This window comes from Moraxella sp. K02 (genome assembly GCF_041154755.1).
GTDB lineage: Bacteria > Pseudomonadota > Gammaproteobacteria > Pseudomonadales > Moraxellaceae > Faucicola.
Genome location: NZ_AP031590.1, coordinates 364,679 through 379,551 on the forward strand (window position 1 = coordinate 364,679; position 14,873 = coordinate 379,551).

At 43.4% G+C, this 14,873-nt stretch carries 16 protein-coding genes; 12 read left to right on the forward strand and 4 right to left on the reverse strand.

What is annotated here, in order from left to right:
* Window positions 1–153 precede the first annotated feature (153 nt).
* Window positions 154–1,029, forward strand: a complete 876-nt coding sequence (gene lpxC, locus ACAM39_RS01660; RefSeq protein ID WP_369627993.1) for a UDP-3-O-acyl-N-acetylglucosamine deacetylase — start codon at window positions 154–156, stop codon at window positions 1,027–1,029.
* 339 nt (window positions 1,030–1,368) lie between these two features.
* Here lpxC and ACAM39_RS01665 read toward each other — a convergent pair whose 3' ends face one another.
* Window positions 1,369–1,857 (reverse strand): DciA family protein, encoded by a 489-nt coding sequence (locus tag ACAM39_RS01665; protein WP_369627994.1) that lies wholly within the window; start codon window positions 1,855–1,857, stop codon window positions 1,369–1,371.
* A gap of 174 nt (window positions 1,858–2,031) precedes the next feature.
* On the opposite strand from ACAM39_RS01665, the gene ACAM39_RS01670 reads away from it, so the two are divergent.
* A complete protein-coding gene (locus ACAM39_RS01670) occupies window positions 2,032–2,727 on the forward strand; it encodes a M23 family metallopeptidase (protein ID WP_369627995.1) in 696 nt (231 codons plus the stop codon).
* A 103-nt stretch (window positions 2,728–2,830) separates the two neighbouring features.
* On the opposite strand, the gene ACAM39_RS01675 is transcribed toward ACAM39_RS01670, so the two are convergent.
* The gene (locus tag ACAM39_RS01675; protein ID WP_369627996.1) at window positions 2,831–3,601 is read right to left on the reverse strand and encodes a DOMON domain-containing protein; all 771 of its coding nucleotides are present in this window, start codon (window positions 3,599–3,601) and stop codon (window positions 2,831–2,833) included.
* Between the two features lie 7 nt (window positions 3,602–3,608).
* Window positions 3,609–3,926, reverse strand: a complete 318-nt coding sequence (locus ACAM39_RS01680) for a YhbY family RNA-binding protein (RefSeq protein ID WP_369627997.1) — start codon at window positions 3,924–3,926, stop codon at window positions 3,609–3,611.
* Between the two features lie 326 nt (window positions 3,927–4,252).
* Here ACAM39_RS01680 and rlmE point away from each other — a divergent pair, with 326 nt between their 5' ends.
* From rlmE to ACAM39_RS01710, 6 genes are all read left to right on the forward strand, one after another.
* Entirely contained in the window at window positions 4,253–4,885 is a 633-nt protein-coding gene (gene rlmE, locus ACAM39_RS01685) for a 23S rRNA (uridine(2552)-2'-O)-methyltransferase RlmE (protein WP_135888532.1), read from the forward strand.
* Between the two features lie 243 nt (window positions 4,886–5,128).
* On the forward strand, window positions 5,129–7,030 hold the full coding sequence (gene ftsH / locus ACAM39_RS01690; protein WP_040403605.1) for an ATP-dependent zinc metalloprotease FtsH: 1,902 nt from the start codon (window positions 5,129–5,131) through the stop codon (window positions 7,028–7,030).
* A 104-nt stretch (window positions 7,031–7,134) separates the two neighbouring features.
* On the forward strand, window positions 7,135–8,013 hold the full coding sequence (gene folP / locus ACAM39_RS01695) for a dihydropteroate synthase (RefSeq protein WP_369627998.1): 879 nt from the start codon (window positions 7,135–7,137) through the stop codon (window positions 8,011–8,013).
* Window positions 8,014–8,063: 50 nt separating this feature from the next.
* Window positions 8,064–8,330, forward strand: a complete 267-nt coding sequence (locus tag ACAM39_RS01700) for an FAD assembly factor SdhE (protein ID WP_369627999.1) — start codon at window positions 8,064–8,066, stop codon at window positions 8,328–8,330.
* A gap of 9 nt (window positions 8,331–8,339) precedes the next feature.
* Window positions 8,340–8,861, forward strand: a complete 522-nt coding sequence (locus ACAM39_RS01705; protein WP_369628000.1) for a hypothetical protein — start codon at window positions 8,340–8,342, stop codon at window positions 8,859–8,861.
* Between the two features lie 169 nt (window positions 8,862–9,030).
* Window positions 9,031–9,753 (forward strand): YidB family protein, encoded by a 723-nt coding sequence (locus tag ACAM39_RS01710; protein ID WP_369628001.1) that lies wholly within the window; start codon window positions 9,031–9,033, stop codon window positions 9,751–9,753.
* A 148-nt stretch (window positions 9,754–9,901) separates the two neighbouring features.
* Here ACAM39_RS01710 and aroE read toward each other — a convergent pair whose 3' ends face one another.
* On the reverse strand, window positions 9,902–10,720 hold the full coding sequence (gene aroE, locus ACAM39_RS01715) for a shikimate dehydrogenase (RefSeq protein WP_369628002.1): 819 nt from the start codon (window positions 10,718–10,720) through the stop codon (window positions 9,902–9,904).
* A 226-nt stretch (window positions 10,721–10,946) separates the two neighbouring features.
* On the opposite strand from aroE, the gene ACAM39_RS01720 reads away from it, so the two are divergent.
* The 4 genes from ACAM39_RS01720 to tmk all read left to right on the forward strand — a co-directional run bounded on the left by ACAM39_RS01720 (window position 10,947) and on the right by tmk (window position 14,812).
* Window positions 10,947–11,738, forward strand: a complete 792-nt coding sequence (locus tag ACAM39_RS01720; RefSeq protein WP_369628003.1) for a hypothetical protein — start codon at window positions 10,947–10,949, stop codon at window positions 11,736–11,738.
* A 60-nt stretch (window positions 11,739–11,798) separates the two neighbouring features.
* The gene (locus ACAM39_RS01725) at window positions 11,799–12,755 is read left to right on the forward strand and encodes an aminotransferase class IV (protein WP_369628004.1); all 957 of its coding nucleotides are present in this window, start codon (window positions 11,799–11,801) and stop codon (window positions 12,753–12,755) included.
* Window positions 12,756–12,841: 86 nt separating this feature from the next.
* Window positions 12,842–14,158, forward strand: a complete 1,317-nt coding sequence (gene mltG, locus ACAM39_RS01730) for an endolytic transglycosylase MltG (protein WP_369628005.1) — start codon at window positions 12,842–12,844, stop codon at window positions 14,156–14,158.
* Between the two features lie 12 nt (window positions 14,159–14,170).
* Window positions 14,171–14,812: a dTMP kinase gene (gene tmk / locus ACAM39_RS01735; RefSeq protein WP_369628006.1), complete on the forward strand. Its 642-nt coding sequence runs from the start codon at window positions 14,171–14,173 to the stop codon at window positions 14,810–14,812.
* Window positions 14,813–14,873 lie beyond the last annotated feature (61 nt).

Below are 14,873 nucleotides of genomic sequence, written 5' to 3' on the forward strand. Positions count from 1 at the left end.
GGTTTTTTTATCACTGTAGTCAATCATAAGGGTCGATAAAATCAATCAAGCATCACTATGATGTAGCAAGGGACAATGGTAGAATAACCAAATGTAACAAATTATATCAACCTAGCTTTGGCTAAGGATGATTGCAATCTACTAGGGGGCATTATGCAGCAGCGTACTATTCAACAACCCATCAATCTTGAAGGCATCGGCTTACATAGCGGTAACCCTGTACACCTGCGCTTTTCTCCTGCACCCATTGACTATGGGATTCAGTTTTTACGTAGTGATGTGGCAAATGCACAGCCCATACCCGCTATCTATCATGCGGTAACCGATACCATGATGTCCTCAAATCTCACCAATGCGCTAGGTCAGCGCATTGGGACAGTCGAGCATTTGATGAGTGCAATCGCTGCGCTTCAAATTGATAATTTACAAATCGAAGTGTCAGCGCCTGAAATCCCAATTATGGATGGTAGTGCCATCGAATTTGTGCAAGTATTGCAACAAGCGGGTATTGCCGAGCAAACCTCTGCCAAACGCTATATTCAGGTGTTGCAACCGATTGAGGTTCGCGTGGAGGATAAAGTCGCAGGATTTCGTCCCTACGATGGATTTGTGTTAGATTTCCAAATTGACTTTAATCACCCTGCGTTTAATGCCTCACATCAAAAGTTTAAATTGGATTTTAATGAAGGCAATTTTATCGAGCATATTGCCAAAGCGCGCACATTCGGCTTTTTAAAAGATATTGAGTACCTAAAAAGCAATAACTTAGGGCTAGGGGGGAGTATGCAGAATGCCATTGTTTTAGATGATAGCGGCGTGCTTAATCCTGAAGGGTTACGTTTTGACGATGAATTTGTGCGCCATAAAGTACTAGATGCGATTGGTGACTTATACCTTGCCGGGCACCAGATTTTGGGCGAGTTTTATGCGTATAAGTCAGGGCATGCGCTCAATAATAAATTGTTACGAGCCTTATTTAGTGATGAAAATAACTATAAAGTTGTAACAAAGTATAACAATGTTAACTAGATTTATTTAACTGTATTAATTTTATTGTGTATTTTTACTAATGAAAAAATTTTACAGATGGCTTGATTAGTAACATTTTTTTATCAAGAAGTTATCATTTTATTACACTAAATAAACGTAACCAACCAACTTTAATATTTCATTTTTGGATATCTTTTTTTTAGCCATTGGTTACTATAAGCGCAGTAAAAATAAAAAAAAAGATATCTTTATCTACGAGGCTGATTGTAAATTTCTCCCTATATTTTTACTTTCACTTGCATAAGCCATTAATCTATTGATAAATCTTGCGATATCAGCAACATAATTTACATAAAGTTACATTGTAACTTGGTTATTTTAGTCTTTTATCAGTTTTTGTAACGCCGCTCTAAGTGGCTCGTTGTCCGTGACAAGGTCACATAGCTGTGTTATATTTCGCTTCGTAGATTCGCTTAGCTCACACTTCTTTACATTGCTAACATTGTGATTACACTGTAAATTTGGCATTTGCGAGTCATAACTAGCTTTGACAATCACCACGCGAAAACGTAACTGATTAAATTGATGAAAATTGTTATCGAACGCTTGCAGGGTTGACAGTAGGTGCTGCTGGTTGTAATTGAGGTGATTGGCAAGGGTATGACTATTTGTACTAACCACAAGTATAAACGATTCACAAGCAATCACTTGTAAGCTTGCTAAGACTTCTTGAGGCAACACGTTTTGCCAAGCGCTGCGAACATCGTCCGTCAACTGCTGTAATTGCTGCAGTTTTTTTTGAAACGGTAATTGATAGTTGGCAAGACGCTCAGTGCGAGAAGCAAGATGGTTGGTTGGTTTTTTCATAGTCAATGCGCAGTGTGGTGGGTAGTTAAGCGACAAAAATTTTGATTTAGTCTTAGTGTTAGGTCTTAGTGTAGGTGATTTTAAGACCAAATTATAGTGAATTAAATCTTGCCAATGCGTTCAAATGACATTGGCACAGGGTTTAATAGCATAAGGTTTAACAAAGGATAAAAGATGAAGTTAGCTCTAATCGCATTGCCAGTTGTTGCTTTAACCACAATGAGTGTTGCACAAGCTCAAATTCTATCGATTACCAATGCCGGTAAAACCAGTCAAGTTATTGTTCGTGAAGACGATGGTGAAGATTATTATCTGCCTTCAGACGCCGTCAATGCCGCTATCAAAAATCTAAGCCAGCAAACCCAGCAAAAAGAAGACCGCCTCGCAAGTTTAGCACAAAAGCTATCGACTCAGCCAACCACCATTATCAACATGCCTGCCATGGGCAGCTATGCAGGTAATGGCATGTTGACCGTACGTCCGATTGTTTCATCTGCGCGCATGAGTTCAGGTTTCGGCTATCGTATCCACCCTGTCACTGGTAAATCACAGTTTCATAAAGGCATGGACTTTGCTGCTCCCATCGGCACCCCTATTTATGCCACAGGTAATGGTGTGGTGACTTTCTCAGGTTGGGGTACAGGGTATGGTCGTTATGTTGAAGTAGATCATGGCAACGGTACTGTCACGCGTTACGCACATACCTCTGCAAACTATGTTAACGTTGGCGATACGGTGTATGCAAACCAGCAAATCGCTGCGGTAGGCAACACGGGTCGTTCAACAGGCGCCCACTTACATTATGAAGTACGCCAAAATGGTCAAGCCGTCAATCCGCAAACTTACTTAGCAATGGCGCCAGCGCGTTAATCGTAACAATATCTCGATATCGGTATGTAAAAAAACTGGCTTATAAGCCAGTTTTTTATTTTTCGCTGTGCTATGGTTTAAAACGGTTTAAAACCATCATAATTTAGGTGTTTATCCAGTGTGCCTTGTTATGAAAGTCCGTTGGATGTGCATGCTGTATAGCCCAATAACTCATTTCATCGACGGTTGGAGCTAAGTTTTTTGCTAAGCCACTGTCAGACGTTTGCTGAATCACACGCGTTGGATTTAGCGCATAATTACCATTTGCACCCACTAACTTGTCCAATGCTGATTTAGCAAATGTCATACCGACACGAAAAGTACCAACGCTAAACGCATGTTGCTGCTCTACCGATCTTACATGGGTAAGGAGCATTGGACTTGCAGAACACCAAAAAACAAGCGGAAGCTCGCTATCTTGTGTAACGGCTTGGCTAAAAAAATTGATATCTTCGCCATAAGTCAGCGCTGTGATAGGCAAGCGCCGAGGTGGTAATGCATTGGGTGTCCGATAGCTGTCAAAATAATAAAGATTAAATTCACCACTGGTCGCCAAATTGACCTCAAGATACGAGCTATCCACTTGGTTATCTTTGGCAATAAAACACTCAAAACAATCTGCTTGCCATAAATAATCTTGGCGCATCACATGTTCAAGTGCCAATCGGCTAAATGTCGGAAAATTTGCCCATAGACCAGCTTGTAGAGCGGTTTGACTATCATCAATCTTGGGATGGGCAGCATCAAATAAGATAGTTAAAAATTTACTATCAGCGACCACATGTACTGAGAGCTGGTAGTCCAGTGTTGCCGATACGGTGAGTGGTTCAACCGTGCTCGTCAGTGCGAATGTCATACCCTGTAAAGCGTCCATTGTAGCCTTAGCCAAAACGTGCCAAGTTTGATAACTTAGGATTGGCTTCTGGATTGTGACGTACTAATAACACCATACGACCGATACTGGTGACCAAAATCGCATCAGTGGCTTCAGCAATCGCATTTGCCACAGCGTCACGATCTGCTTTGCTACCGGCTGGGATTTTTACTTTAATCAGCTCATGATCGTTCAGTGCGCGCCCAATTTCTTCAATAACGGTTGGGGTAACGCCTTGACCCCCAATCATTACCACCGGGTTCAGCTGGTGACCGATGCCTTTTAAATGTTTGATATCAGCATTTGATAAGCTTGAATTTGCCATAACTGTCAATTGACCTATAAAAAAATTAGCTAGCATTATACCATATTAATCATTTTGCCTAATAAATTATGGGCAATACATAGGCAAAAACACATAGGCAAAACGCTCTCATGACTTATCAATCTACAAAAATCACTGGATTAAGAAAAATCAATAGCCAATCCATGAGTTAACACAAGCTAACTGGGTGAAATATGCTAAAATAACAGCCTTAACCCTTGAGATTGTCAAAATTTACCGATGGTCATTCTAGGATGGCTTTGGGTTTTTTAGCCAAATCCCAAGTGAAGAATTTTTAAACTATAAAGGGTAGTTTGTAGAGAATTATGGCAACGCGTATTACCAACAAAAAATTGTCCAAAAGTAGCCGTGCGTGGATGAAAGAGCACATTGACGACCACTATGTCAAACTTGCCCAGCGCGATGGCTATCGGGCAAGAGCGGCTTACAAATTACTAGAAATCAACGAAAAACTGCAGCTGATTAAAAAAGGCATGACGGTGGTCGACTTGGGTTCTGCCCCAGGCAGCTGGTCGCAAGTTGCTGGCAAACTAGTCGGTGATACCGGCAAACTCATCGCCTCAGACATCTTGCCGATGGATACGTTAGAGAATGTGACCTTTATCCAAGGTGATTTTCGTGAGCAAGAAGTCTTTGACAACATTATGGCAGAAGTCGCTGATAAAAAAGTGGAAGTGGTGCTATCTGACATGGCGCCCAATACCTCGGGGTTTTCTGCAGTCGATCAGCCACGCATGATTTATTTGTGTGAGCTTGCCATGGACTTTGCTGAGCAAGTGCTCCCTGAAGGTGGCACCTTAGTGATTAAGGTATTCCAGGGCGAAGGCTCTGACGCCTTACGAAAAAATATGCAGCAGCGTTTTAGTAAAGTGCGTAGTATTAAGCCTGCAGCGTCACGCGCACGCTCAAAAGAAATGTATTGGATTGCCACCAAATAAGGTAATTTGCTTCAGTCTATCGGTGAAGTTGGCTGGATAAAAATTGGTAATATGTTTTTACTAGAAAATAACAGAGAATTCGCTTGATAATGTTAAGGTAAATCCATATATCATGCTATATTGAAAGATTAATGTAACGTCTATTTTTGGTGAAACATCTACCTATCTTTGGTAAACATTTTGATTTAACCCCACTTTTTAATCAACCCCCTAACGCGAAGGATGAAAAACAACGTGAGCGACATGGTAAAAAATACCTTATTGTGGTTAGTTGTGATAGGGGTATTAGTGCTAGTCTTTAGCAATTTTGATACCCGCAATGAACCTGATAAGCTCAATTACTCCCAATTTGTCACTGCGGTGGCAACTGACCAGGTCAAAAGTGTCAAAATTGACGGTGAGCAAATTTCTGGCGAAAAGAAAAATGGCTCAACTTTTGAGACAGTGCGTCCTGCCGTCACTGACACTGAGCTAATGCCAAAGCTTATCAAGCATAATGTTGAAGTTCAAGGCGCCACCCCTGAACGTCAAGGCGTAATGATGCAATTACTGATTGCAAGCTTCCCAGTGCTATTGATTATTGGTTTGTTCTTGTTCATCATGCGTAATATGAGCGGTGGTGGTGCAGGTGGTGGTCGCGGCATGGGTCCGATGAGTTTTGGTAAATCTAAAGCCAAAATGCTATCCGAAGACCAAATCAAAGTGACATTTGCAGATGTGGCAGGGTGTGATGAAGCCAAGCAAGAAGTGACAGAAATTGTTGACTTCTTACGTGACCCAGAGAAATTTACCAAACTTGGCGCGACTATTCCACGTGGTGTGTTGATGGTAGGCCCGCCCGGTACTGGTAAAACCTTGCTTGCTAAAGCGATTGCAGGTGAAGCCAAAGTACCATTCTTCTCAATTTCAGGTTCTGACTTTGTTGAGATGTTTGTGGGTGTCGGTGCAAGCCGTGTTCGTGATATGTTTGAACAAGCCAAGAAAAATGCCCCTTGTATTATCTTTATTGATGAGATTGATGCTGTCGGTCGTCATCGCGGCGCAGGCATGGGCGGTGGTCATGACGAACGTGAACAAACTTTAAACCAGTTATTGGTTGAGATGGATGGTTTTGAAGGCAATGATGGGGTAATCGTGATTGCTGCAACCAACCGCGTCGATGTACTCGATAAAGCATTGTTACGCCCAGGTCGTTTCGATCGTCAAGTGCAAGTTGGTTTGCCTGATATCAAAGGCCGTGAGCAAATTCTTCGTGTACATATGAAAAAATTGCCGTCAACAATTGGCGTGGACATTCGTTCATTGGCGCGTGGTACGCCAGGTTTCAGTGGTGCGCAATTAGCGAATTTGGTGAACGAGGCGGCGCTATTTGCTGCACGTAACAACAAAGCGTCAGTCGATATGAATGACTTTGAAGAAGCCAAAGATAAGCTTTATATGGGTCCAGAACGTAAATCGATGGTACTGCGTGAAGAAGAGCGTCGTGCAACGGCTTATCATGAAGCAGGGCATGCCTTAGTGGCTGAAATGCTACCGGGTACCGATCCTGTCCACAAGGTCACTATTATGCCGCGTGGCTGGGCGTTGGGTGTCACTTGGCAATTGCCAGAGCATGATCAGACCAGCGTTTATAAGTCAAAAATGCTAAATGATATTGCAATTTTATTTGGTGGTCGTATCGCTGAAGAAGTCTTTATCAATCAGCAATCGACTGGCGCGTCAAATGACTTTGAACGTGCTACTAAAATGGCACGTGCGATGGTTACCAAATACGGTATGTCAGATGCCATGGGTGTGATGGTATATGAAGAAGATGAAAACCAAGGTTATTTTGGGGCATCATCTCGTACTATCTCAGAAGCGACCCAGCAGAAAGTGGACGATGAAGTTCGTCGTATCCTAGAAGCGCAGTATGATATCGCACGTGCATTAATTGAAGGTAATGCGGATAAAATGCATGCCATGGTCGATGCGTTAATGAAATGGGAAACTATCGATCGTGACCAATTGCAAGACATTATGGCGGGTATCCCACCACGCGAGCCTAAAGTTTATCAAGAGCCTGTTAGAGTAAATTTTGATAAACCAAGCAATCCACCGTCAAGTGGGTCGGGCTTAACGCCACCGCCGTTACCTGCAATGTAAATTATCCATAATATGAGCTACCCAAAAACCGCTACCAACTTGATAGCGGTTTTTTTGTTTTTCACTTAAAATAGTAAAAAATTTTAGCAATCATTGTGGACATCATGCAGTTACAGCCCATTCCCAACTTTGCCATTCATTATCATAATCAAACGCTCGATTTATCTAATCCCCATATCATGGGTATTTTAAATGTCACCCCAGATTCATTTTCTGATGGTGGTCGATATAATCATATTGACCAAGGCTTGCGTCATACCGAGCAGATGATCAAAGACGGGGCGACGATTATCGATGTGGGTGGTGAATCTACTCGCCCAAATGCCAGCCCTGTGAGTGAGCAAGAAGAAGTTGACCGCGTCATCAAAGTGGTTGAAGCGATTAATCGTAACTTTGGTGAGCAAGTGTGGGTGTCGGTCGATACCAGTAGCCCGACCGTGATGACACTCGCCAGTCAAGTCGGCGCCAAAATTTGGAATGATGTACGAGCCTTGACGCGCCCCGATGCCATTGCTACCGCTGCCAAACTCGATATCCCTGTCATGCTCATGCACATGCGCGGTGAGCCAACGACCATGAATCAGCTAGATAATTATCAAGATTTATATACCGATGTTATTAGCGAGTTACAGCAGCGCATTGATGAGGTTATGGAGGGTGGGGTCAGACGTGACAATCTTATCATTGACCCAGGGTTTGGCTTTGCCAAAAACGCCCAGCAAAATCTGGCATGGCTGAATGAATTTTATCGGTTGCATACGTTTAACTTACCTGTCATGGTGGCATTATCCCGTAAACGCTTTGTTGGTGAAGTCCTCAAGTCAGCCAATCTACCCCATGACCCTACCGATAGAGATGTTGCTAGTATGGTTGCAGGGCTATTTGCTGTGCAGCAAGGGGCGTGTATCTTGCGCACCCATAATGTAGCAGCGACTAAAGCAGGGCTTGCGATGTGGCAAGCGACGCAACAGGCAAAAGCTTAATAACAGGTAAAAAAATACATGAATTTAACGCGCAACGACAAGGATTTATCATGAGTGACAATCAGCCAGAACCTACATTAGAGCAGCGCAAAGTCATCTATCGTGCCAGACGCGGTCTAAAAGAACTCGATTATTATTTTGACCCGTATGTGAGAGCGCACTATCTAAAAGCCGACTCACGAGAGCAGCAAATTTTTGCAGAATTGGTGAAAGAAGAAGATCCTGATTTGCTGGATTGGTTTTTACACAATCAGCCGACCAAGCCAGAATTTGCTGATTTGATAGCCAAGCTCAAATCATTAAAAGCTTCTTCTTAATTGATTTAGATGAACGAGCGCTACTTATCGCGTCATAACACCGCATTTATTGACATTGATGCCACGCTCAAACCCAGTGTGGATAAAAAACTGCTTTGGGGGGCTTTTTTATGGGTGGTTGTTGGCATTTTGGCACTCGTACCTTTGGCGCTTACCTACAAACTTTTGCTAGGTATGGTCGCTATAGCCAGTCTTTGGTTAGGGCAAGTCTCTAGTTGTCACTTATTGGCTATTTCATCGTTACACGCCAAACCGCAAACTAACAATCAAACCTTACCCTGTGACAACTTTGATTTTTTAACTTGGCAAATCCAGTGGGTACGTGGGGTTATCAAAGTACCTAGACATCGTAAGCAAGCGGTGTGGCAGGCAAATTTGCTGGGCATCTCTGATATGGGGTGCTTGGTGATTTTAACATTTGGCTTGATAGAATCAGCGCCAGCTAAAATCAGTGTAACCATTTGGCAAGACCAAGTGGATCGCGATACATGGCGGCAATTTAAGGTGCTAGCGAACACAGTAGGGCGATAACAAAAATGGTGTATAAGTTATAGTCAATATTGCTACAATTAAATCAACCAAGTGTTGAGGCGAGTGCGCATTTTAGCTTGAGCTTAAGTGCAGTTGGCAATGGGCGTGCGTCAGCGCGTTATCATTGGTGATATACGACAATTATTAAAAAAGATAAAAGGGAACGACCATGGGTTTATTAACAAGTCTAGTAACACAAGTGGCGCAAAGTGCCATTCAAAGCAAAATGGGCCAAAGCAGAATGGGCGGTCAAAGCCAAGCGGATATGGGCGGCCTAGGGAATATTTTTGGTAATGTTTTAGGCGGCGGGGCACAGCAACCACAAATGCAGTCAAATGGTTTTGGGTTGGATGATATCATCGGTATGGCAATGAACCAAAATCAAGGTATGTCACAAGGTGGCGTGCTAGGACAAGTGTTGGGTAGTGTGTTAGGGGGTGGCTTGGGCGGTGGCCTAAGCGGTGGCATGGGCAATAACGTGGGTATGAACCAATTTCCACAAAGCCAAAGTAGCTTTGGTGGTAAGGGTATGTTAATGGCAGCTTTGTTGCCAATTGCGTTAATGTTTATTCAGCGTAATGGCGGTCTATCAGGTGCTTTTAATAAAATCCAAAATATGGGATTTGGGCATCAAGCCAACTCTTGGATGAGTGCGGACCAATCAAACCAACCATTGGATGCCAATGATATCAATCAGCTATTTGATAATGATGAGTTGGCGCAAGTTGCGGCACAAACTGGTGTCGAGCAAAGCGAAGTCCGTCAAAGTATGGCGGAGCTTTTGCCACAGTTATTTGATAACTTGACGCCAAATGGCGACACCCAAACCGAAAGCCAAGCCAATAAAGAAATCAGTGATATTTTGGCGCAATTAGGCAAGGCGAATCGCTAAATTAGCATGACTAAAAAAGCCAGTTTTGTCACTGGCTTTTTTTATTGGGTGTTCTTGCGCTCTCTTGGTCAAATTTTGGTTTTGTCTATTTTATCTAAAGCGTTTATCTAAAGCGTAGGCGAGTGCTGACTGCTTTTTTATAAAACAGCTAAAGGTGAAAATCCGTCAAATCCACTTGTTTACCCGTCCAAAGCGCAAAACTTAATGCCCCTTGATTGACCAGCATTCCCAAGCCATCCGAGGTTTTGGTATTTTTCGCCTTAAAAAAGTCCAAAAACGCCGAGGGTTTACCATACATCATGTCATAGGCAAAATCGACAGTCATATCCTGGGCAAACGGCAAGGTGTCACCGCTTAGACCTATCGACGTTGCATTGATAATCACCTCAATATCGTTGGGCAAATCCGTCAAACTTGAAAAGGTGAGCTTATCGGTATCAAATAATCGGGTTAAATTCTCTGCTTTTTCTACTGTGCGATTGGCAATATGCAGCGATTTTACTTGCGCATCTAGTAACGGCAAAATCGCGCCACGAGTCGCCCCACCTGCCCCCAAAATAGCAACGTTTGCGTCTTTTAACCTGACGCCTTGCGACAATAAATCCGCCACCAAACCGCGACCATCGGTATTGTCGCCATACAGTTTGCCCGCTTTGATGGCAAGGGTATTGACTGCACCCGCCAAGCGCGCGTATTCAGATAGCTGACCTCGCTGCTGACAAAGCGCAAATGCCATCTCTTTAAAAGGTACGGTTACATTTGCCCCTGTGCCACCACCTGCAAAAAATGCTTCGATGACGGCGGTAAAGCTGTCGACATCGTTGGGACAATATTGGCGTTGGTAAGACAAAGTGATACCCGTTTGTTGGGCAAACGCTTGGTGCAAATTAGGCGATTTGCTATGGGCAATCGGATTGCCGATTACCATGCAATGATAACGGACGTTTGAATCAGGAATTGATGACATGGGAAAACCTATAATAAGATAAGTAAAATTACCAATTCCCCTCACTTTACAATAACTGTGGCTGCTATATCAATGCTGGGTTTTGATTGGCTAGGTTTCGATTGGGTGGGTGTAAAGCGTAGCATTTCATCGATTTGGCTAAAAATAACAACAAAAGCGTACTGTTAACTGCTATCAATGCCTTGTTACAATGCGCTATTCACACCAACCCGTTATACAATACACAATGAAGCTAATTGCCCGCAAACCGCTTTTTTTATCGCGTCAAAACCGCTTAGAACATCCGATAGGCACTACCCAAAAAGGGACTACCAAAAAATGCGCTGCCCAAAAAGGCACTACCCAAAAAGGCGCTAACCAAAATAAACCCAGTTGGTCAAACAATCTTGGCTGGGGTTGCGTTATCTTAGCATTCACCTTAACTGGCTGTGATAAGGTCAAACAAATCGCCTCACAACGCAATGCCAGTGTGACCGCTAGCACTATCGCATCGACCACAGCCGCCAATCCGTCTATCAGCCCTACCTCGCAGCCAACGCCTGTGGTTTATCCCGTCAATGAATGGCAGCAACAAATGCTGGCAAACAAAGTCAGTATCCACGATACCGAAGCCATGACGTTATTGTTAGGTCAACCCATCACCATTGATAAGCAAAGTTTGGACTACCGAAGCAATGTGGCAACTAAATATAGTTTTGCCAAAACCGGTGAGCCGTATTTTGATTTGCTTGATTCACCTATGTATATCGAGTTACAGTGGTATTATGCCAGTGCCTATGACAATGCCAGCGTTAAAAACATCAGCATCAGGCATGCCAAAACAGCGTTTCATCTGACCCAACATTGGTTTGGACAAGATGGCTCAGACATTGTTGCCCATATGGTACAAGGACAGCCGATTAAAAATGCGAGCTACCACGGAATTTTGGTAGAATTAGCACGCTGTGACAATTATCATTGTGATTTGGTGGTCAGAAAACCCACTGTCACCGCTAAAACCGCTAAAAAAAGCGGCTAATTGATGCGGCTTTCACCGTCATACAGTCAACTATCAATTTAATCAAGTAGCCAAATAACCATGTGGTATTCATTATCTGATGTTCAGTATGCCAAGCAAACGCCAATCACCGCTATCGATATTGACTCACGGGTCATAGCGTATGGTGATGGGTTCTTTACCACCATGGCGGTGGTTGCAGGACAAATCAATTGGCTGAGTTACCACTTAGATAGAATCGACGAGAGTGCCCAGGCGTTACAACTCAATTTAACCAACGCGGACTTAGATGCAGCCAATTTAGACGCAGCCAATTTAGACTCCTTCAATTTAGACGCCGCCAATTTAGAATCCCCTAATCACACTATCCGCGCATACTTTAATAGCCAATTAGCCAATTTTGCTAAAACCCTCAATCATGGTATGCTCAAGCTAATAGTCTGCCGAAAAAACCAACCTATCAAAGGCTATGGATTTTGCAACTCTGAATTTGACGCTTTTATTAAGCTTATGCCCACGGATAAGCCATTAGCACAGCAAGCCAATCAAGTCATCATCCAACCTGCCGCTACCGCCATCTGTCTTACGCAGCAAATTGCTTGTATACCCAAACCCTTGGTAGGGCTTAAGCTACTAAACGCCCAAGATAAAGTGATGGCAAGTCACGAGCTGTGGCAGCACCAGACTCAAAATGCGCAAATGATTGATGGGTTGGTACAAGATGTAATGGGGCATTGGGTAGAAGGTACCTTTTGCAATGTGTTTTATCAGCTTAATCATGAAAACGTGTGGTACACACCGCCCATCAACCGCTCAGGGGTAAAAGGGGTGATGCGGCAGGTGTTATTGGCTAAGTTTGTTAAGTCCAATAGGGCGCATAAAGAGCGGTATTTAGCCAGCGAGGATTTAGCCAATATCACAAGCTTGTTCTTTTGCAATGCCGTACGGGGGATTTTGCCCATTCAGGCATTGATGCTACCTAATGGGCAGTCAACAACGCTTGATTTGACCCCAATCTATACGCAGAAATTAACTTAAATCGTGTTGCTGGTAACTAAAAAAAATTGCTATTTTTGTCATTAATTGTTAAATTCTCGCTTATTGAGTCAATATAAGCCTTCTCTATGAACGACCAATCTGATAACAACCTGTCTAGTCCCTCAGACGGTTCTGAGCATCATCCTACTCAGCACAGTGACGCCTCTCACGCCGAGGATATTCCAGATTCTCAATTGCAGGACAATCATAGCAAAGATAACGGTATCGATGACAAGGATATCACTGACAAGGATGACGAAGACCCGCATAGTAAAAACGTCAATGGCAATGATGCTTGTCTGATTAATCGTTCAACGCGAGAATTCAATGACCACATCACCGGTAGAAACAAAAAAAATAAATACCGTCTACTGGGGCTGCTCGGTTTTATTGTATTGGTGCTGGGCTGGTTGTTATTTGCCTGGTATAACACCCTATATGGCACTATCACCCAACCAAAGCAGATGGTGACCATCAATAAAGGTCAAACCTACTATGCACTGGTAGACGACTGGGATAAAAAGAAAAAGCTGTTCGTCGCGCCACTTGCCAAATTATATATCAAAATGACGGTGGATAAACCGCTTCATTCAGGCGTGTATCAACTGCCTGAAAATCCAAGTTTTGCCAATTATTTAGCGATGCTACAACAAGGTGAGAAAGTTGCTTTTATTAAAGTGCAAATCATTGAAGGTAAAACAGCCAAAGATTTATATCAGCATTTGACGGACAATAAAGGGATTAAAAACGAAGTTATCCAGGGTAGCAAAGTTGACGTCGATAAACTTGGGCTTAATATCCCTGCTGATTATTACCCGAATGGCAACCTTGAAGGTTGGTTCTCACCGGATACCTATTATTTTAATGAAGGCAGTAGTGACAAAAAAGTACTAACGGATTTATTTACCCGTCAACACACAGCGTTGATGGAAAATTGGAACAATCGTCAAGCCAATTTGCCGTACAAGACGCCGTATGAAGCGCTGATTATGGCATCAATTATTGAAAAAGAAACCAGTGTCGAAAGTGAGCGGGGTGAAGTGGCAGGCGTGTTCGTCAATCGTCTGAAGAGAAATATGCGCCTACAAACCGACCCCACCGTGATTTATGGCATGGGCGATCGTTACGATGGCAATATTCGTAAATCTGACCTTGAAGAAAAAACCGCTTACAACACCTACCAAATTGACGGCTTACCACCGACCCCGATTGCCTTACCAAGTATTGCATCCATTAAAGCGGCACTTCACCCAAATCAAACCGATTCGCTGTATTTTGTGGCAACGGGCAATGGCGGTCATAAATTTACCAGTAATTTAGAAGACCATAACCAAGCGGTGCAAGACTATTTGCGGGTGATGCGTGAAAAACGCGCCAGCCAAAACAGCCAATCAGCTCAGTAAAAAACGATACCCATGCAAACAGCTGCGAAAGCCCCCATTAGCCAAAAATTTATCTCATTTGAAGGTACCGAAGGGGTGGGTAAGTCCACCTTGATTGCCAATGTGGCAGCGCATTTGACCGCGCAAGGCATTGACTTTATCCAGACCCGTGAACCGGGCGGCAGTCCGTTTGCTGAGCAGTTACGCGCCATGTTACTTGACCCTGCAACGACCATGACAGAGGACAGTGAACTGCTATTGATGTTTGCGGCGCGTGCCGATCATGTGGCGCAAGTGATTTTGCCAGCGCTTGCTCAGGGTAAATGGGTGCTGTGCGACCGCTTTACCGATTCCACCATTGCCTATCAAGGGTTTGGGCGCAAACAGGGCAACAGGGCAGAACTTAGCAAAATTGAATTACTGATTAGGCAGTTTGTGGCAAAAATGCCAGATATGACCATATGGCTAGATTTACCCGTCACAGAAGGGATGAGCCGTGCCAAAAATCGTGGCAAACTAGACCGTTTTGAACAGAATCAGATAGCGTTTTTTGAGCGGGTACATCAAGGATTTGCTTATCAAGCAGCGCAGCAACCGCAGCGCGTCAAACGCATTGATGCACATGGTACACCTGATGAGGTATTGGCAAAAGTGCTAACGCAGCTGGGTATTTAATGTCGTTATTAAGTGTCATTACTTAGTACCATAAAGCTTTTAGGACTATTATAAAAAAAGG